Source organism: Luteimonas colneyensis, assembly GCF_014836665.1.
In the GTDB taxonomy this organism is placed as follows: Bacteria; Pseudomonadota; Gammaproteobacteria; order Xanthomonadales; family Xanthomonadaceae; genus Luteimonas; species Luteimonas colneyensis.
Genome location: NZ_JACSQJ010000004.1, coordinates 59,088 through 78,213, shown reverse-complemented (window position 1 = coordinate 78,213; position 19,126 = coordinate 59,088). Strand labels below are relative to the sequence as shown.

Below are 19,126 nucleotides of genomic sequence, written 5' to 3'. Positions count from 1 at the left end.
CCGCCCGTATCCGCTGGAGCCCGCATGTCGCTGAAGCCGAAGCCCGTGACCGTCTTTGGAGTCCCGACCGACGTCGGTGCCGGCACGCGGGGGGCGTCGATGGGGCCCGAGGCGTTGCGTGTCGCCGGCCTGGTGGAGGCGCTGGCCTCGCGTGGCGTCGAGGTCGCCGATCGCGGCGACGTGGCCGGCCCGCGCAATCCCTGGATGCCGCCGGTCGAAGGCTATCGCCACCTCGACGAGGTCGTGGCCTGGAACCGCGCGGTGATGGAGATGTCCGCCGCCGAACTCGCGGCCGGCCGCATGCCGGTGATGCTCGGCGGCGACCACTGCCTCGCGATGGGCTCGATCACCGCGGTCGCGCGCCACTGCCGCGCGCAGGGCAAGCGCCTGCGCGTGCTCTGGCTCGATGCCCATGCCGACTTCAACACCTCCGCGATCACGCCGTCCGGCAACGTCCACGGCATGCCGGTGGCCTGCCTCTGCGGCCTCGGTCCGGACGCGCTGGTCAACCTGGGCGGGCAGGGCCCGATGATCTCGCCGGCCGACGTCCGCCAGATCGGCATCCGTTCGGTGGATCCCGAGGAGAAGCGCCTGGTGCGCGAGCACGGCCTCGACATCTACGACATGCGCTACATCGACGAGGTCGGCATGAAGCAGGTGATGGAGGAGGCGCTGGCCGGCATCGACGCCGATACCCACCTGCACGTCAGCTTCGACGTCGACGTGCTCGACCCGTCGATCGCGCCCGGGACCGGCACCCGCGTGCCGGGCGGCCTCGACTACCGCGAGGCGCAGCTGATGATGGAGATGATCGCCGACGCGGGCGGCGCCGACTCGCTCGACGTGGTCGAGGTCAACCCGGCGCTGGACAAGCGCAACCGAACCGCGCGCCTGGCGGTGGACCTGGTGGAAAGCCTGTTCGGCAAATCGACGCTGATGCGCGACTGACCGGGGACATGAACGCACGGCCCGCCGCGGGCCGGCGCAATGGCCCGCGTCAACGTGGAATTCACCTCGTGCTGCGTTTCATGTCCCTGACCGGGGCGGTGGCCGCCTGCGGCACCCTGCACAGAAGGAGAGTCCCATGAAGCGTATTGCGATCCTGATGATGGTTTCGATGTTCTCGATCGGCATGCTGACCGCGTGCAACACCGTGGCCGGCGCCGGCAAGGACGTGCAGAAGGTCGGCGAGAAGGTCGAGGACGCGGCCGACGACACCGGTGCGACCGATCCGCGCTGAACGCACGTTGGCAAGGTGAAGGTCCGCGCAACGGAACCTTGACCTCGCGATGATGCGGTCTTCGGCATTGTGGGGGCGTTCCGCGGAAGCGGTACGTCCCCCACAGAAGATCGAGGAGCAGCGCATGAACAAGGACATCATTTCGGGCAAGTGGAGCCAGCTGAAGGGCAAGGCCCAGGCACGCTGGGGCGACCTGACCGATGACGTCTTCGACGTCGCCGAGGGCAACGGCGAATACCTGGCCGGCAAGCTGCAGGAGCAGTACGGCTGGGAGCGTGATCGCGCCGAGCGCGAGGTCCGCGACTTCGAGAAGGACCTGGGCTGATCCATCGCCTGCGTCACCCCGAGGGCCGGCACATGCCGGCCCTTTCTCGTTGGGCGGTCGTTGCCCAAAGCCGCCGCGGAGCCGGGGAGCAGCGCGGAGCGCGGGATAGAATGGGCCATCTCCCGCGTCCGTGTCCGCATCCATGAGCCTCCGCGTCCTTACCGGCATCAAGCCCACCGGCGTTCCCCATCTCGGCAACTACGTCGGCGCGATCCGCCCGGCGGTGGCTGCGAGCCGGGCCCAGGGCGTCGAAAGCTTCTTCTTCCTCGCCGACTACCACGCGCTGATCAGCACCCAGGACCCGCTGCGCGTGCAGCGCTCGACCCTGGAGATCGCGGCCAGCTGGCTGGCCTGCGGGCTGGATCCGGAGCGGGTGGCCTTCTACCGCCAGTCCGACGTCCCCGAGACCACCGAGCTGACCTGGCTGCTGACCTGCGTCGCCGGCAAGGGCCTGCTCAACCGCGCGCATGCGTACAAGGCCGCGGTCGACCGCAATCGCGCCGAGGGCGACGACGACGATGCCGGCGTGACCGCGGGCCTGTACATGTATCCGGTGCTGATGGCCGCCGACATCCTGCTGTTCAACGCTCACCGGGTGCCGGTGGGCCGCGACCAGGTGCAGCACATCGAGATGGCGCGCGACTTCGCGCAGCGCTTCAACCACCTGTACGGCGAGCACTTCACGCTGCCCGAAGCGGCGATTGAGGAGCAGGTCGCGACCCTGCCGGGCCTGGACGGCCGCAAGATGTCGAAGAGCTACGACAACGTGATCCCGCTGTTCGCGCCGCGCGAGGAGCTGCGCCGGCTGGTGTTTTCCATCCTCACCGACTCGCGCCTGCCCGGGGAAGCCAAGGACACGGAAGGCTCGGCGCTGTTCCAGCTTTACCAGGCCTTTGCCGACGTCGATGAAACCGCGGCGATGCGCAGCGCCTACGCCGAAGGCATCGCCTGGGGCGAGGCGAAGGAGCGCGTGTTCGAGCGAATCGACGCCGAGCTGGCGCCGCTGCGCGAGCGCTACCGCGAGCTGGCCGCGGATCCGGCCGCTATCGAACGCATGCTGCGCCATGGTGGCGAGCGGCTGCGCGACGAAGAGGCGCGGCCCTTCCTGGCGCAGCTGCGCTCCGCGGTAGGCCTGCGTGACCTGGCGACGGTGCGGGGCGAGGCTGATGCCGACGGCGGCACCGGCGCGGCAAAGCTGGCGCCGCCGCAGTTCAAGCAGTACCGCGAGGACGACGGTCGCTTCCACTTCAAGCTCGTCGACGGCGATGTGCTGCTGCTGCAGGGCGCAGGCTTCGAGTCCCCCCGCGAGGCCGGGCGCATCGTCGCCCTGCTCAAGTCCGGCGCGGCGGCGCCACGTGTGGACGCCAACGGCCGGGTCTGGCTGGACGATGCCGACGTCGGTGCGCTCGGCGAGGCCGTCGACGCCGATGCGCTGCTGGCCGCGCTGGAGCGCTTCGCCGGGGATGCGGCGTGAATCCTCTGGTCGAGACGAACCTCACGCTGATCCTGTTCCTCCCCTGGTTCCTGATCCTGTCCGCGCTGTTCTGGATCTGGCCGCGGCAGCCACGCGGGCTTGCGCGCAGGCTCTACGACCTGGCCGCGATCCTCGTGTCGCTGGCGCTGTTCGTGGCCAGCCTGTACTGGCTGCAGGACCTCGCCGACCCCGCGCACGGGCGCATGTGGCGCCACATCCTGGCCACGGCCGCCGGCTATGGCGTGTTCCTGGCGGCGATGCTGGTGGCGTTCGTGCTGCGCATGCTGCTGTTCCGCCGCCGCTGAGCGGAGCTTCGACCAAAGCGGCATCGGTGCGCGCCGCGCCGCCCGGTAGACTGCGGCGTGGTCCGCAGTGAAAGGGAACGGCGTGCACGCAGGCGACGGCATCATCCTCATCGACACCGGCTTCGGCGAACGGCCGGCGTTCTGTGCCGCTTACCTGCTGGTCGAGAACGGCCGCGCCGCCTTCATCGATTGCGGCACCCTGCACAGCGTGCCGGTCATGCTCGCGGCGCTCGATGCCGCCGGGCTGGCGCCGGACGCGGTCGACTGGCTCATCACCACCCACGTCCACCTCGACCATGCGGGCGGTGCGGGCGCGCTGCTGCGGGAGCTGCCCGCCGCGACGCTGGTGGTGCATCCGCGCGGCGCGCCGCATCTCGTCGATCCGGCGAAGCTGACCGCCAGCGCGCGCCAGGTCTATGGCGATGCCCTGTTCGAGCAGGCCTATGGCGGCCTGGTGCCGGCGCCGCTGGAGCGCGTGCTCGAAGCCGGGGACGGACAGGTGCTGGAGCTTGCCGGCCGGCCGCTGCTGCTCGCGCACACGCCCGGCCACGCCCTCCACCACCTTTCGGTGTGGGACGAGCGCACGCGGTCCTGGTTCACCGGCGACAGCTTCGGTATCTCCTACCGCGAGTTCGACGTCGGCGGCCGGCCGTTCGCGATCCCGACCACGTCGCCGGTGCAGTTCGATCCGCTGCAGATGAAGGATTCGATCAGGCGCCTGCTCGCGGCCGGCCCGGAGGTCTGCCATGTGACCCATTTCGGCGCCGTGCGCGACGTGCAGCGGGTCGGCTTGAGGCTGATCGAACAGGTCGATGCGATGGTCGCGCTGGCGCAGTTCCTGGACGAAGCCCCGGGGCGGCACGAGGCGCTGAAGCAGGCGCTGACGAAGCTCTACGTCGATCGCGCGCGCATCCACGGCGTGGTGGATCCGGAGCGCATGGTGCCTGCGCTGCTGGAGATGGACATCGAGCTCAACGCCCAGGGGCTGATCGCCTGGCTGGAGCGCGGGCGTCGCGCGGAGCGGCGGTCGCAGCTGTAGCTGCGACCAGCCGGTCAGTCCCACTGCTTCACATGCGGCCCGAAAGGCGCGCGCTGCTGGCGCACGACGCAGAAGCGGTGGCCGCTCGGCGCCTCCATCACCCACCAGGCGTGGACCTTTTCCACGCGCTTCGCACCGAGGCCTTCCAGGCGCGCGACCTCGGCCTCGACATCGTCGGTCTCGATGTCAAGGTGGATGCGGCTGTCGTGGCCGACCTTCTGCAGCAGGAGTGCCGGTTCGTCGTCCGCGGTCTGCAGGCGCGCATATTTCCCGTCGCCGTCCTCGTCGAGCGTGTCCACGCGCTTGCCCAGGGCGCGGCTCCAGAACTCCACGTGGGGGCCGAGGTCGTCGACGCGGCAGTCGAGGACGAAGCCGGTCAGGCGGCTGCGATGGGCCATGGCGGAGCTCGGGTGCGGGGGAGGCCCGATCCTCCGCTCCGGGAAGGGCGGCGGCAAGTCCCGCCGCGGTGGGTGCCGACGCGGCGGCGCGCCGGGCGCCGCCGTCGGCCGTCAGTTCGGCAGCGCCAGGTCGTCCAGGATTGCCTTGAGGAAGCGCGCGGCCTCGCCGCCGGTGGCGGCGCGATGGTCGAAGGTGAGCGAGATCGGCATGCGACGGTGCACTTCGATGCCGCCGATCACCGCCACCACGTCCTGGCTCAGCTTGCCGGCGCCGACGATGGCCACGCAGGGCGGGACCACGACGGGCGTGGCGTAGCGGCCGGCGAACATGCCGAAGTTCGACAGGCTGATGGTGTAGCCCGAGAGCTCGCTGGCGGGGATGCTGCGGTCCTCGACCTGGGCGCGCAGGCGCTGGATGCCGGCGCGCACGCCGGCGGCGTCGAGCACGTCGGCATTGCGCAGCGCCGGCACGAACAGGCCGTCGTCGGTGTCCACCGCGATGCCGATGTCGACGTGCGGGTGCATCGTGCGGGTCAGGCTGTCGCCGTCGAACCAGGCATTGAGCGCCGGCACCGCTTTCGCCGCGGCGCAGATGGCGCGGATCAGGCGCGCGGTGATGTCCTGCTTGCCGACCCAGGCGTGCAGGTCGGCGTCGTCGACCAGCGTGGTCGGCACTACCTTGCTGTGCGCGTCGGCCATGACGCGCGCCATGTTGCGGCGCACGCCCTTGAGCTGCTCCGGCTGGCCACTGGCGGTCACCGACGGCGGCTGGGTGCGCATCGGCTTGCCGGAGGCCGACAGCGCGGTGCGGTCGGCGGTGGCGCGGGCCGGGGCAGGTGCGGCCTGCGGTGCGGCGGCGGCCGGGGCCCGTGCGGCGGGCGCGGCGCTGCCAGCGCCCATCGCTGCGCTGCCTTCGGCGGCGGCGCGCTTCACGTCGGCCATGGTGACGGTGCCGTCCGTGCCCGTGCCGCGCACGCGGGTGATGTCGACCTTGAGCTTGCGCGCCTGCGCGCGCACGGCGGGCATGGCGCGCACGCCGCCCACGGCCACGGCCTGTTCGGTATGCACGGCGTCCGAAGACTGCATGGCGCCGACCACGGTGCCGCTGTCGGCGCGCTCGCCGCTGGCAGCGGCCTTCGGCGCCGGCTCGCCGCCGTCCTCGATCGCGCCGCCCTCGTCGGAGGCGACCACGCGGTCGTCCGGCGCCGGATCCTGGCTGCCCACGCCGTGGCCGCCACCGCCGTGGTGGTGGCCGGTGTCCTGGCCCTCGGCGCGCTGCGGCAGGCTCGGATCGATCTCGAACTCGGCCAGCATCGCGCCGGTGATCACCACGTCACCGGCGGCGCCGGCGAGCTTCAGCACCTTGCCCGAGACCGGGGAAGGCACTTCGACCACCGCCTTGGCGGTCTCCATCGACACCAGGTTCTCGTCCAGGCGCACGGTGTCGCCCACGTTCACGAACCACTCGACGATGGTCGCGTCGGGCAGGCCCTCACCGAGGTCGGGGAGGTGGAAGGTCTTCTTGTCGGCCATGGTGTCCTCGGGAATCCGGTGCTCCCTGCGGGAGCGGTTCATTCTGCCCGCTGGCCCGATGCGTGCATCTCCTGCCGGTGCCGCGGGCCTGCGATGTCGTTGTCACTGCGCCTGCCGCGTCCGGCAGCTGTCCCGTCGTGCGGGACGCCCTGCCTGCGCGGCGGGCCGGCGGAGCCGTTTGAAGCGGCCCCACCACGCCTTCCTCAGCCTGCCGCCACCGTCCGCTTCGCCGCGGCGACGATCTTCTCGACGCTCGGCAGGTACTTCATTTCAAGGCGGAAGAGCGGGATGTGGGTGTCGTAGCCGGTCACGCGCTCGACCGGCGCCAGCAGGTCGTACATGCATTCCTCGGCCAGGCGCGCGGCGATCTCGCCGCCGAAGCCGGCGGTCTTCGGCGCCTCGTGCACGATCACGCAGCGTCCGGTCTTCGCCACCGACTCGGCGATGGTGTCGAAGTCCAGTGGCGTCAGCGTGGCCACGTCGATGACCTCGGCGCTGATGCCGTCCTTCGCCAGCGCGTCGGCGGCTTCCAGCGTCTCCTTCACCTGCGCGCCCCAGGTCACGAGCGTCACGTCGGTGCCATCGCGCAGCACGAAGCACACGTCCAGCGGCAGCGCCTCGCCGTCGTCGGGCACGAGCTCCTTGTACTGGCGGTAGATGCGCTTGGGCTCCATGAAGATGACCGGGTCCGGCTCGCGGATCGCGGCCAGCAGCAGGCCGTAGGCGCGCGCCGGCGAAGAGGGCAGCACGACGCGCAGGCCGGGCACGTTGGTGAACAGCGCCTCGTTGGCCTCGCTGTGGTGCTCGGGCGCGCGGATGCCGCCGCCCCACGGCACGCGCAGCACCATCGGGCAGCTGAGCCGCCCGCGGGTGCGGTAGCGGAAGCGCGCGCCGTGGCAGATCACGTGGTCGAGCATGGGGTAGACGAAGCCGTCGAACTGCGCCTCGGCCACCGGCTTCATGCCCTGCGCGGCCATGCCGACGGTCAGGCCGGCGATGGTGGTTTCGTCCAGCGGGGTGTCGATCACGCGCTGGCTGCCGAACTCGGCGTGCAGGCCCGCGGTGGCACGGAACACGCCGCCGTTGACGCCCACGTCCTCGCCCAGCACCACGACCGAGTCGTCGGCGCGCATCTCGTAGGCCAGGGCCTGGGTGATCGCCTCGATCAGGGTGATGGCGGCCGGTGCCGCGTCCTTGGCCACGGCGCTCACGAACGCTTCTCCAGGGCGATGGCGGCCGCGCGCTGCGCGAGCAGGTCGGCCGGAGGATCGGCATAGAGGTAGTCGAACATGGCTTCCACGGGCTGCACCTTGCTCTCCAGGTAGGCGTTGATCTCGACGTCGACCATCTGGCCGCATTCCTCGATCCAGGCCTTCTCCTGCGCTTCGTCCCACACGCCCTGGGCGGTCAGCCACGTGCGCAGGCGGGTCATGGGGTCGCGGGTCCAGCCGTCCTTGACCTCGGCCTCGTCGCGGTAGCGGCGGGCGTCGTCGGCGGTGGTGTGGTCGTGCAGGCGATAGGTCATGAACTCGATGACGCTGCCACCGCCGCCCGAGCGCGCGCGCTCCATGGCGCGGCGCATGCCCTCGAGCACGGCGAAGAGATCATTTCCGTCCACCTGCAGGCAGTGCAGGCCGCCGGCCAGGCCCTTCTGCGCCAGGGTCTTGGCGCCGGTCTGCGCCTTGCGTGGCACCGAGATCGCCCAGCCGTTGTTGATGATGCACTGGATGAAGGGCAGGGCGTAGGCGCCGGCCGAGTTGATCGCGGCGTAGGTGTCGGTCTTGGACGAGCCGCCGTCGCCGCAGCAGGTCACGGCCACGCGGTCCTCGCCGCGCAGCTTGAACGCCAGCGCCGCGCCCGCGGCATGCAGGCACTGGGTCGCGATCGGCACGCACCAGGGGAAGTCGTGCTTCGGGCCGGAGAAGTCGTTGCCGCGTTCGTCGCCGCCCCAGTACATCAGCACGTCGCGCGGCTTGACGCCGCGCATGAACTGGGCGCCGTACTCGCGGTAGCTGGGCGCGAACACGTCCTCGGGGCGCATCGAGGCGCCGATGCCGACGTGGGTGGCCTCGTGGCCCAGGCAGGCGGCGTAGGTGCCGAGCTTGCCGGTGCGCTGCAGGGCGATGGCCTTGGCGTCGAAGGTGCGCACCAGCAGCATCTGCTTGAACAGCGGGAGGATGTCGGCGGCCGACGGGGCCTGCGGCGGCAGCTCGGCAACGAGCGTGCCGTCCGGGCCCAGGTACTGGAGGTATTCGATCTCGAAGGTCGCAGCAACGGTCATGCGTTTACATGCTCGGTCATCCACGGGAGCCGGCCATGATACCCGCAGCATGTTTTTCTTCCGTTGCGCGGTGCGGCAAGGCCTGGACCGGCGCCGTGGCCGGCGGGTGCGCTGCGGCACCCGCCTGGTCGGGGGCGGTCAGTCGCCGCGGACGGTGTGGATCCTGGCGCGCGCGGCGTTGTTGCCGGTGTCCGGATCGAGCACCATGGACTCCACCTCGACGCTGACGTCGTACTGCGGCGGGGTGAGCCGCCCGCCGGTCCCGGTCATGAACGAGAGGTGGCGGACGCCGCCCGCCTCGATCGTGCCCTCGAGGACGCAGACCGCGCGGAACGGGCTGGCGGAGCCGGTTTCGCATTCCAGCACGTCGTCGACCGCAACCAGGTTCTCGCGCACGCCGGCGGACAGCCGCACGACCACGTTGTCCACGGCCACCGGCCCGTCGTTGTGGACGCTGATCGCGTGCGTGCCCCAGGCACCGCGCACGATCCGCTCGCGAGCATCCAGCTCCACGCGGAGGTCGGCCTGCGCATCCACGACGATCGTCGCGCTGCCGCTGTCATTGCCCGGGGCGGGGTCCTCGGTCTGCGAGGTGGCCGCCGCGCTCAGGGTGATGGCGCTGCCGGCGGCCGTCGCCGGCGCGGTGGCGGTCACGGTGAACGTGGCCTCGCCGGCGTCGGGCAGGGTGTCGGCGATGCAGCTGGCCGTGGTTTCGCCGCCAGCCACCACCGGGCTGTCGCAGGTCCACCCGGTCGGCGCCGCGATGACCAGGTCCTCCAGTTCCGCGTCGGCGGCGAGGCCCAGGCCCGGGAAGGTGGCCGCGTCGGGGCCGGCGTTGCTGGCCGTGACCTCCCACACCATGCTGCCGGCCACCGCGACCACCGGCTGCGGCGCGGTCACCACGGCCGCCATGTCCGCGAACTGCACCGCCTGCAGGCGCAGCATCAGCACCGACGGATCGTGGTCGGACAGGCGCGCGGCGCTGTTGGCGTCATTGCGCGCGGTTTCCGGGAAGTCGGCGTTGAGGCGCGCGTGGCTGATCGTCCACGAGTTGATCTGCGAGCCCAGCGCCGCCTCGTTGAGCAGGATGTGGTCGAGCGACTGCGCGTTGTTCTCGAACACGAACGAGTAGCGCTCGGACGGATCCAGGAAGTAGGTCGCGTTGACCAGGTCAGGCTCGACCAGGTCGGCGCCGTCGCCATTGACCGCGGTGGTGTCGTCGGCCGACGGCATGCCGATGACGGTACCCATGACGTCGGCGTAGCCGTCGTTGAACTCGAAGGCGTTGAAGTCGCCGAGCACCACGAGTCCGCGCTCCGGGTCGGCCGCCTGCCTGTCCTGCAGCATGTCCGCGAGGAACTCTGCCTGCAGCTGGCGCTTCTGGCGCACGCGGTCGCCGCGGGTGCCGGTGCCGGCGGCGTCTTCGCTCTCGACGTCGTTGAGCGAGCGCTGGTGCACCGTGACCACGGTGATCGGCAGCGCGCGGCCGTCGGCGAAGTTCACCACCGCGTCCAGCACCAGCGGCGGGCGGTCGTTGAGCAGGCTGGTCTCGCCCGAGGGGGCGTAGGTCCAGCTGACGTCCTTGCCGACCTGCTCGACCGACAGCACGTCCACGCGCGGAAGGCCCGCGGCGGCGTCGCCGGACTTCACCAGGAAGCCGACGTCGATGCCGCCGACGTCGTTGCCTTCCTCGAGGTAGGCCACGTAGCCCGGATCGGGCTCGCCCAGCGCCACCGCATCGGCGTTGACCTTGTCGGCCAGCGCCTGCAGCGCACCGAGGTTCTCGACCTCGCTGACGCCGATCACGTCGGGCGAATGCATGTAGGCGCGGATGCCCAGCGAGGCCTTGTTGAGCCGGGCCGCGTACGCGTCGGCGGTGAGCACCGGCTCGCTGATGGCCGGGTCGTTCACCGTGTCGAAGAAGCGCTGCAGGTTGTAGGTGGCGAAGGTGGCGTGGTCCTCGCTCGGCAGGACTGCGCCGCGCGGCTGGTCGAGGCCATCGCAGGCGGTCGCCAGCGCGCCTTCGGGGTAGATCGTGTAGCGGCGGAAGGTGTAGTCGAGCGGGCCGGTCAGGCTGCCGTCGACGATCCGGCAGCCGGCGGCCAGGTCGGCCTGCGGCGCGCCGATGGTGTCGCTGTCCACGGCGATGACTTCGGGGTTGAAGTCCCAGCGCGGGATCGCGGTGGCGGTGGTGCCGCTCGGATCCGGGTCGGGCACCTGGATGCCGGCCTCGCGCAGCGGGCGCGGCACGCCGGTGACCACCACCGCGAACTGGCCGTTGCCGGTCGCGGTGGCGTTGGGTTCGCTGGTATTGCCGCGGGTGGGGGCGACCACGGTCGCGCTGGGGATGCTGACGCGCATGCCCTCGTAGGCCTCGAGCTGGTCGAGCGGGCCACCGGGCAGCACACTGTCGGCCGACAGCAGCACCGGCGCCGGCAGCGCATGGCCGGTGCCGAGCTGGGTGACGGTGGCGAAGGTGAGTTCGGTCATCGGCAGCTGGTACGGGTCGGCGGCGGGGATGTACTCCTCGACCGTGGCCTGCACCCGCACGCGGTTGCCAACGGTGGCGGCGGCCGGAGGCGCGCCCGCGGTGAACACGAAGATGCCTTCGGACGTGGCGTCGTCGCCGTCGTCCTGGCCGTCGGCGGTCTGCAGAAAGAAGCCGTTGTTCTTGCGCGCGGTGACGATGCCCTCGGTCACGACCGACTGGCCGGCGAGCGGCGAGGTCGCACCCGGACCCTGGATGGCGGAGATCGGCACGATCGCGAAGTCGTCGTTGACGATGGTCCCGGTGCCCACGAGGGTGCCGTCCAGCGCGCCGGAGATGTTCGACAGCGCGAGGCCGAAGGTTTCGTCGGGCTCGGCCACGGTGTCGCCGATCACGCTGATCGAGAGCGCGATCGAGGTGTCGCCTTCGACGATGGTGGCGGTGCCGCTCTCGGCGATGTAGTCCTGGCCGGCCAGCGCGCTGCCGTCGACCGTCGCATAGTCGAAGCTGACGCCGCCGGGGCCGGCGGGCCGGGTCAGGGCGACCTGGAAGAACAGCTCGGTGGTGCCGGAATCGCCTTCGGTCGTGCTGCCGTCGCCGAGGTTGATCACCGGGGTGGAGCCGACGCCGGCGGCGACCACACTGATGTCGTCGATGCCGACCCATTCGTCGTTGCCGGCGGCGTTCGTCGTCATGATCCGCAGCTCGACCAGGGCCTGGTTGTCGGCGGCGGCGGGCAGGGTCACCGACACCGGCGTCTCGCGGGTGCCGCCGGGGCTGCTCGCGTCGGCCACGTAGGCCTCGGGCACGTTGACGAAGTCGCCGGTGCCGCCGACGCGGTAGTGCAGCGCGACCTGCTGGGCGGCGTCGTCCGCCGAAGCGTCGACGTCGCGCAGGCGGTAGGACACCTGGATGCCGCTCGCGCCGCGGGTGTCGAGGTGGATCCTGAGATAGGGCGCATCCGCCGAACCGCTGCCCTGCAGCGCCACCACCGGGTCGGCGATGTGGAATTCGGCCACGCCGCCGTTGGTGATGCTGGTGTTGGTCTGGTTGGCGATCACGTCGACGACGCCGGTCGCGTCGGCGCCGAGCACGGTCTGCGGGTCCACGCCGTTGGCCGAGGTCAGGTCGCCGCCGAGGAAACCGAGGATGCCGGGCACGTTCGACCAGTCGTCGTTGGCGGTGATCAGGCCGGTATCGGTCCAGTCCTGCGCGAACGGCAGGGTCTGCGGCGTGCTGTCGGCCTGGGCGGCACCGATGGCCGCGGACAGGGCAAGGGCGAGCGCCAGGCGGCGCGGAGTCGGTTGCATCGTGTGGTTCCCCTGGAAGATGGCTGGCGCGGCCCCCGCCGCGGCTTCGCGATTGTGCACCAGCCACGCGGCAGCGGGGTGACACCGACGCGGGGCCGCGCCACCGCTGCTCGGGCGGGCTGCGCTACCCTTTCGCGCATGAGCATCGAACAGAACGAACGCGCCCTCGAAGCCGGCATCCACACCGAGCTGTCGGGGCGCATGACCTATGGCGGCTACCTGCACCTGGACCGGCTGCTGTCGGCGCAGCATCCGGTGTCCGACCCGCCGCACCACGACGAGATGCTGTTCATCATCCAGCACCAGGTCTCGGAGCTGTGGCTGAAGCTGCTGGTGCACGAGCTGCAGGCCGCGACCGGCCACCTGCGCGAGGGGCGGCTGGATCCCTGCCAGAAGATCTTCGCCCGCTGCAAGGCGGTGCTGCGCCAGCTCACCGCGATGTGGTCGGTGCTGGAGACTCTCACGCCCTCCGAATACGCCGAGTTCCGCCACCTGCTTGGCCCGTCCTCGGGCTTCCAGTCGGCGCAGTACCGCACGGTGGAATTCCTGCTCGGCAACAAGAACGCCGGGATGCTGAAGGTGTTCGCCCACGATCCCGCGGCGCAGGCGATGCTGCGCGGCGCGCTCGAGGCGCCCAGCCTGTACGACGACGCTCTGCGCCACCTGGCCCGCACCGGGCATCCGGTCCCGGCGCGCCACCTCGAGCGCGACTGGACCCGCCCGCACGTGATGGACCCCGAGCTGGTGGCGGTGTTCGAGCGCATCTACGCCGGCACCCGCGAGCACTGGGAGGCCTACCACCTCTGCGAGGACCTGGTGGACCTGGAGACCGAATTCCAGCTCTGGCGCTTCCGCCACATGCGCACGGTGATGCGCATCATCGGCTTCAAGCGCGGCACCGGTGGGTCCAGCGGCGTGGGCTTCCTGAAGCAGGCGCTGGAGCTGACCTTCTTCCCGGAGCTGTTCGAAGTGCGCACCCGGATCGGCGGCCTGCCGGCCGACGCCGGGTACTGATCGGCGATGGACGTCGGCGCGGGCTTTCCGGGCTGGGCCTCGGTCCCGGCCTGGGGCGCCGCCGCCGCGGTGCTGGCGATGTCCGCCCGCGGCCTGCCGCTGGCGCGCTGGCGCGACGACCCCGGCGCGCGCGCGGTGCTGGTGGCCGCCACGCTGGCGATCATGGCGATACGCTGGTTCAACACCGCCGCGCTGCAGGGCGTGGTGCTGCATTTCCTCGGCGCGACCGTCGCCACCCTGCTGTTCGGCGCGCGCGTCGCCTGCTGGGTGATGGCGGCGGCCAGCCTGGCCGGCGTGCTGCTCGGCACCGACATGGAGGGCTGGGCCTGGGACTTCCTGCTGACCGGCGTGGTCCCGGTGGCGGCGACGGTCGCGGTGTCCCTGGCGGCGATGCGCTGGGTGCCCTCGAACATCTTCACCTACGTCATGGTCAACGCCTTCGCCGCGGCCGCCGTGGCGATGGCGGCCTCGTCGCTGGCCAAGGCCGCCGTCGCGGCGCTGCTGGGCGGGGCCGTGGCGGCCTACCTGGTCGCGACGCCGCTGCTGATGTTCGGCGAGGCCTTCCTCAGCGGCGGCATCATGGTGCTGGTGGTGGTGTACCGGCCGCAGTGGTGCGCGAGCTTCGACGACCGCACCTACCTCGGCCCGGAGCGCCCGATGTAGCGGCAAACGGCCTTCGGGCACCTGAGAACGGGCACCAGCGCGGGTGCCGGCGGCTCCGGGCAGTTCCCAAGAGCGCCCCCTACGGGCTAAGTTTCGCCATCCACTTGGGGAACCAGAACGATGAACTCGAACCGCGTCGAGCCCGCCGGACCGGGCATTGACCCACCCGCCTCCGGTCCCGCGATCCCGGAATTCAGCCAGGTCATGGGCCATCCGCGCCCGCTGTGGATGCTGTTCATGACCGAGTTCTGGGAGCGCTTCGCCTTCTACGGCATGCGCTGGGCGCTGGTGCTGTACATCGTGGCCCAGTTCTACCAGGGCGACGCCTCCGGCGAGGCGCCGGCCAGCGAGCTCTACGGCGCCTACCTCGCGCTGGTCTACGCGGCCGCCATCTTCGGCGGCTACGTGGCCGACAAGCTGATCGGCTACCAGCGCGCGATCCTGCTCGGCGCGGTGTTCATGGCCGCCGGCCTGTTCATGATCACCACGCCGAGCGACGCCTGGCTCAAGCTCGGCCTGGCCACCGTGATCGTCGGCAACGGCCTGTTCAAGCCGATCATCTCGACCATGGTCGGCAAGCTCTACGCCACCGGCGACGAGCGCCGCGACTCCGGCTTCACCATCTTCTACATGGGCATCAACATGGGCGCCTTCATCGCGCCCATCCTGACCGGCTGGCTGGCGGAGAAGGTGTTCGGCAGCGACGGCATGCCGGCCTACAAGGTGGTCTTCATCGCCTCGGGCATCGGCATGCTCTTCAGCCTGCTGTGGTTCTGGTTCGGGCGCGCGCAGCTCAAGGGCATCGGCGCGGCCCCGGCGGACGCGCCGGGCATGGGCCGCGTGCTGGCGGTTGCGGTGGGCGCCCTGGTCGCGATCCCGGCCTTCTACTTCCTGCTCACCATCGAGGCGGGCCTGCTCAACTGGATCCTGCTGGCCCTGTTCATCGTGCCGGCGATCATGCTGCTGGTCGAAGGCATCCGCGAAGGCTCGAAGCAGCGCGACATGGTGATCGCGATGCTGATCATCTTCGGCTTCAACGTGCTGTTCTGGATGTTCTTCGAGCAGGCCGGCAGCTCGTTCAACTTCCTCGCGCAGAACATCGTCGACCGCGACCTCGGCGGCTGGATCTTCCCGGTGGGCTGGTTCCAGTCGGTCAACTCGATCGCGATCATCACCCTGGCGCCGGTCATCGCCTGGCTGTGGGTGGCGATGGGGCGGGCCAATCCCTCGATCCCGCGCAAGTTCGGCCTCGGCCTGATCTTCAACGGCCTGGCCTTCCTGCTGCTGATGCTGGCGCTGTCGAGCATGGTCGACCCGGCCACGCTGAAGATCCCGTTCTGGACGTTGTTCATGGTCTACGTCATCCAGTCCATCGGCGAGCTGTGCCTGTCGCCGATCGGGCTTTCGATGACCACCAAGCTGGCGCCGGCCAAGCTCACCGGCCTGGCGATGGGCGGCTGGTTCCTGTCGATCGCGATCGGCAACAACCTGTCGGGCATGTTCGCCTCCAGCGTCAGCGGCGAGGGCGGCATGACGGTGGAATCGGCGCATGCCGGCTACAGCTTCGGCTTCTGGGCGCTGCTCGGCGCGGGCGTGCTGCTGTTCCTGATCGCGCCGCTGATCCAGCGGCTGATGCACGGCGTGAAGTGAGGTTTGCGGGCGCCGCGCGCGCCCGCAGCGCCTGCGCAGCGGCGGCCTCCGGGCCGCCGTTCGCGTTTCGGCGTCCCGTTCAGCTTCCCTGTGGTGGCGGCACGCGGTAAGTTGGCCGATTCGACCCGCGAAACGCGGGCGCAATCACGGAGTAGCGAGTTGGCCCATCCAGACCACGCCCTCGAGGCCCAGAAGACCCTGCTGGGTCATCCGCGCGGACTGTTCGTGCTGTTCTTCGCCGAGATGTGGGAGCGCTTCTCCTACTACGGCATGCGCGCGCTGCTGATCTTCTACCTCGTCCAGCACTGGATGTTCTCGGACTCCGAAGCGTCGGTGATCTACGGCGCCTACACCGCGCTGGTGTACATCGCGCCGGTCGTCGGCGGCTATCTCGCCGACCGCTACCTCGGCCAGCGCAAGGCCGTGCTGTTCGGCGCGGTGCTGCTGACCTTCGGCCACTTCCTGATGGCGTTCGAGGGCGATGGCGGGCAGAACGCGCCGGAGATGAACATCTTCTGGCTGGCGCTGTCCTTCATCATCGTCGGCTCCGGCTTCCTGAAGGCCAACATCTCGGTGATGGTCGGGCAGCTGTACCCGCGCACGGACATCCGTCGCGACCCGGCGTACACGATCTTCTACATGGGCATCAACCTGGGCGCGATGCTCGGCTCGCTCATCGCCGGCTACCTCGGCCAGACCTACGGCTGGGCCTGGGGCTTCGGCGCGGCGGGCGTGGGCATGCTGCTGGGCCTGGTGGTGTTCGTGATCGGCAAGCCGATGCTGATGGGCCGCGGCGAGTCGCGCGTGCCGGAGAAGCTGGCGAAGCCGGTGCTGGGCGGCATCACCTTCGAGTGGGTGCTGTACGCGCTGGCCTTCCTGTCGGTCGGCGTGGTCTGGTACCTGATCCAGCACCAGTCGATGGTCGGTTACCTGCTCGGCTCGGCCGGCGCGATCCTGATCGGCTACGTGCTGTTCACCGCCGTGTTCAAGCTCCGCCGCGAGGAGCGCAACCGGATCATCGCCGCGCTGTACCTCATCATCGGTTCGATCCTGTTCTGGGCGCTGTTCGAGCAGGCCGGCGCCTCGCTCAACCTGTTCACCGACCGCTCGGTCGACCGCCACATCTTCGGCTGGGAAGTCCCGGCGTCGATGTTCCAGTCGCTGAACTCGATGTACATCATCGCCCTGGCGCCGCTGTTCGCCATGTTCTGGCTGTGGCTGGCCAAGCGCGGCTGGGAGCCCTCGGCACCGGCCAAGTTCGCGCTCGGCGTGGTGCTGGTGGGCGCGGGCTTCCTGGTGCTGGTGGCCGGTGCCGCCGCGGCGGGCGCCGGCGCCACGCCGGTGATCTTCATCTTCCTGATCTACCTGATCCACACCATGGGCGAGCTGTGCCTGTCGCCGGTGGGCCTGTCGGCGATGAACCGGCTGGCGCCGGCGCAGATGGCCAGCCTGATCATGGGCGCCTGGTTCTTCGCCTCGGCCACCGGCAACTTCGCCGCCGGCCTGATCTCGGCCGCGACCGGCGGCGAGGGCGGCGGCGTGGAGCGGGTGATGGAGGTCTACTCGAACGTCGGCTGGCTGGCGGTGGGCGTCGGCATCGTGATGCTGGTGATCGCCCCGCTGGTGAAGAAGCTGATGCACCTCGACACCCTGCGCGACGACGACCTCGCCGGGCAGGGCGAGCTGGCCGAAGCGCAGGCCGCGGGCATCGACATCACCGAGGAGCGTCGCTGAGGCGACGCGACCGGTTCAGGCCGGCCGGCCCGACCCGGTCGGGTCGTCCAGCCCCAGGCCCGCGACGAGCGGGCCGAGCCGGTCGAGATAGGGCCGCCACTCCGGCGGCCCGGGTGCCCTGAGGCCCGCGCGCACCTGGGCGGCGCTGGCGGTGGCGACGGCGCCGCCGCTGCGCTCGGGGCGCAGCACGTCCGGGTCGAAATCGAGCCCGAGGTGGTCGAGGACGCCGCGCATCACCGCTTCGGGTTCGCGCAGCAGGGCGTCGTGCCGGACGTCGAGCAGGCGCGGCCCGAGCACCGCGTGCCAGTGCGCCATCAGGCGGGCATGCGCCTGGTGCCACGCGGCCAGCTCGCGCTGGTCGTATGACCACGGCGCGAAGCCGCCGTACAGCATCCGCAGGTTGGAGAAGCAGACGTCCATCGGCGCGCGCACCGCATGGATGAAGCGCGCGCCCGGCAGCGCCCGCGCGATGCAGCCGAGCAGCAGGGCATTGGTCGGTAGCTTCTCCGTCCACAGCGCGCGGCCGCGCGCGCGCCAGGCGTTCGCGGCCATGAAATCGCGGCCGAGCGCCGGCCAGTCGATCGCGTCCAGTCGTCCGAGCAGGCCGGCATCGACCGGCCCGCGACCGCGGTGGTCCGCGGCCAGGCGCAGCGCGGCGGCGAAGCCCATGCTCTCGCCGCCCTCGGCCACCGCCGGGTGCCCGCCGAGCATGCGCTCCAGGACGGTGGAACCCGAGCGGAACAGGCCGACGATGAACACCGGGGACGGGGCCTCCGCGTCCGGCACCTGCCCGGCGCCCGTGATGAAGCCGGCGTCGCAGCGGTCGCGGATCGCCTCGGCCAGGCGCAGGTCGTCCTCGACGTCGTAGCGCAGGGTGGCGCGCTTGGCGCGCATGCCGCGCTCGAGCTCGGGCCAGGCCTCGTCGTGGCGGCCGAGGTCGTGCAGTTCGTCGAAGAGGGCGTGGCTGAAGTGGATGTCGTGCTCGCTGCCCGGGGCTACGCGCGCACGCTCGTCGCGCAGGCGCTCCACGCGCGCGGCGGCGCCGGGGCGGTCCTGCGCGCGCAGCTGCGACAGCCGGCGGTGCGCGTGGGCGAAATGCGGCGCGGCGGCGATGGCCTGCCGGAGGTCATCGCGCGCGCCGGCCATGTCGCCCAGGAACAGGCGCGTGCTGCCGCGCACATAGCGTGCCGGTGCGTGCGAGGGTGCACGGTCCACGGCGCGGTCCAGCCACGTCAGCGCCTCGTCGTGCAGGTCCTCGTCGACGAGCAGGTCCGCAAGCGCGACGAATTCATCGGGGCCGGCGGCTTCGGCAAAGCCGGCCATGGCCGTGGACAGCGCGGCCAGCGCGCGCGTCTCGTGCAGGTCGCGCAGCAGCCGCGCCAGCGCCAGCGCATGCGGCCACTCGCGCGGTCCGGCGGCGTGCGCGCGCAGCGCGGCGGCATGCATCGCGCGGTAGCGGCCGGCCCGTCCGCTGGCCTTGGCCAGTCCGATCCAGGCCGCGGCATCCCCGGGCTCGGACCCGGCAAGCGCGGCATAGGCGTCTGCGGCGCCGGGCCAGTCGCGGGCCGCGGCCAGCGCGTTGGCGCGCGCCCATGCGCGGGCGCGCGTGGCCGCTGCGTCGTCGGGCGCGGCCCTGGCGTGCTCGGGTCCGGTGGCGGGCGGCGTCATGGGC

Annotated in this window: 16 protein-coding genes; 10 read left to right on the top strand and 6 right to left on the bottom strand. The window is 71.1% G+C overall.

The window, feature by feature from the left end; genetic code table 11:
* Positions 1 to 24 precede the first annotated feature (24 nt).
* From rocF to H9645_RS08745, 6 genes are all read left to right on the top strand, one after another.
* Entirely contained in the window at positions 25 to 948 is a 924-nt protein-coding gene (rocF, locus tag H9645_RS08770; protein WP_191729329.1) for an arginase, read from the top strand.
* A gap of 136 nt (positions 949 to 1,084) precedes the next feature.
* On the top strand, positions 1,085 to 1,240 hold the full coding sequence (locus H9645_RS08765) for an entericidin A/B family lipoprotein (RefSeq protein ID WP_189496028.1): 156 nt from the start codon (positions 1,085 to 1,087) through the stop codon (positions 1,238 to 1,240).
* A gap of 124 nt (positions 1,241 to 1,364) precedes the next feature.
* Positions 1,365 to 1,565: a CsbD family protein gene (locus H9645_RS08760; RefSeq protein WP_189496026.1), complete on the top strand. Its 201-nt coding sequence runs from the start codon at positions 1,365 to 1,367 to the stop codon at positions 1,563 to 1,565.
* Between the two features lie 142 nt (positions 1,566 to 1,707).
* Entirely contained in the window at positions 1,708 to 3,039 is a 1,332-nt protein-coding gene (locus H9645_RS08755; protein WP_191729328.1) for a tryptophan--tRNA ligase, read from the top strand.
* Positions 3,036 to 3,344, top strand: a complete 309-nt coding sequence (locus tag H9645_RS08750; RefSeq protein ID WP_191729327.1) for a hypothetical protein — start codon at positions 3,036 to 3,038, stop codon at positions 3,342 to 3,344. The genes H9645_RS08755 and H9645_RS08750 overlap by 4 nt, the downstream gene beginning before the upstream one ends.
* A gap of 82 nt (positions 3,345 to 3,426) precedes the next feature.
* On the top strand, positions 3,427 to 4,383 hold the full coding sequence (locus tag H9645_RS08745; protein ID WP_191729326.1) for an MBL fold metallo-hydrolase: 957 nt from the start codon (positions 3,427 to 3,429) through the stop codon (positions 4,381 to 4,383).
* A 14-nt stretch (positions 4,384 to 4,397) separates the two neighbouring features.
* Here the strand turns inward: H9645_RS08745 and H9645_RS08740 are convergent, their stop codons facing one another.
* From H9645_RS08740 to H9645_RS08720, 5 genes are all read right to left on the bottom strand, one after another.
* A complete protein-coding gene (locus tag H9645_RS08740) occupies positions 4,398 to 4,781 on the bottom strand; it encodes a VOC family protein (protein ID WP_191729325.1) in 384 nt (127 codons plus the stop codon).
* A gap of 111 nt (positions 4,782 to 4,892) precedes the next feature.
* The gene (locus H9645_RS08735) at positions 4,893 to 6,314 is read right to left on the bottom strand and encodes a dihydrolipoamide acetyltransferase family protein (RefSeq protein WP_191729459.1); all 1,422 of its coding nucleotides are present in this window, start codon (positions 6,312 to 6,314) and stop codon (positions 4,893 to 4,895) included.
* Positions 6,315 to 6,517: 203 nt separating this feature from the next.
* The gene (locus H9645_RS08730) at positions 6,518 to 7,525 is read right to left on the bottom strand and encodes an alpha-ketoacid dehydrogenase subunit beta (protein WP_191729324.1); all 1,008 of its coding nucleotides are present in this window, start codon (positions 7,523 to 7,525) and stop codon (positions 6,518 to 6,520) included.
* A complete protein-coding gene (pdhA, locus tag H9645_RS08725; RefSeq protein WP_191729323.1) occupies positions 7,522 to 8,595 on the bottom strand; it encodes a pyruvate dehydrogenase (acetyl-transferring) E1 component subunit alpha in 1,074 nt (357 codons plus the stop codon). Before pdhA ends, H9645_RS08730 begins: the two co-directional genes overlap by 4 nt.
* A 138-nt stretch (positions 8,596 to 8,733) precedes the next feature.
* Positions 8,734 to 12,393: a Calx-beta domain-containing protein gene (locus H9645_RS08720; RefSeq protein ID WP_191729322.1), complete on the bottom strand. Its 3,660-nt coding sequence runs from the start codon at positions 12,391 to 12,393 to the stop codon at positions 8,734 to 8,736.
* A 138-nt stretch (positions 12,394 to 12,531) separates the two neighbouring features.
* On the opposite strand from H9645_RS08720, the gene H9645_RS08715 reads away from it, so the two are divergent.
* From H9645_RS08715 to H9645_RS08700, 4 genes are all read left to right on the top strand, one after another.
* On the top strand, positions 12,532 to 13,407 hold the full coding sequence (locus H9645_RS08715; RefSeq protein ID WP_191729321.1) for a tryptophan 2,3-dioxygenase: 876 nt from the start codon (positions 12,532 to 12,534) through the stop codon (positions 13,405 to 13,407).
* A 6-nt stretch (positions 13,408 to 13,413) separates the two neighbouring features.
* Complete coding sequence (locus H9645_RS08710) at positions 13,414 to 14,070, top strand: energy-coupling factor ABC transporter permease (RefSeq protein WP_191729320.1); 657 nt, start codon at positions 13,414 to 13,416, stop codon at positions 14,068 to 14,070.
* 120 nt (positions 14,071 to 14,190) lie between these two features.
* On the top strand, positions 14,191 to 15,720 hold the full coding sequence (locus tag H9645_RS08705) for a peptide MFS transporter (RefSeq protein WP_191729319.1): 1,530 nt from the start codon (positions 14,191 to 14,193) through the stop codon (positions 15,718 to 15,720).
* Positions 15,721 to 15,879: 159 nt separating this feature from the next.
* Entirely contained in the window at positions 15,880 to 17,454 is a 1,575-nt protein-coding gene (locus H9645_RS08700; protein ID WP_191729318.1) for a peptide MFS transporter, read from the top strand.
* Positions 17,455 to 17,469: 15 nt separating this feature from the next.
* Here H9645_RS08700 and H9645_RS08695 read toward each other — a convergent pair whose 3' ends face one another.
* Positions 17,470 to 19,122 carry a sulfotransferase family protein gene (locus tag H9645_RS08695; protein WP_191729317.1) on the bottom strand — a complete coding sequence of 551 codons (1,653 nt, stop codon included), beginning with the start codon at positions 19,120 to 19,122 and terminating at the stop codon, positions 17,470 to 17,472.
* Positions 19,123 to 19,126: the final 4 nt, after the last annotated feature.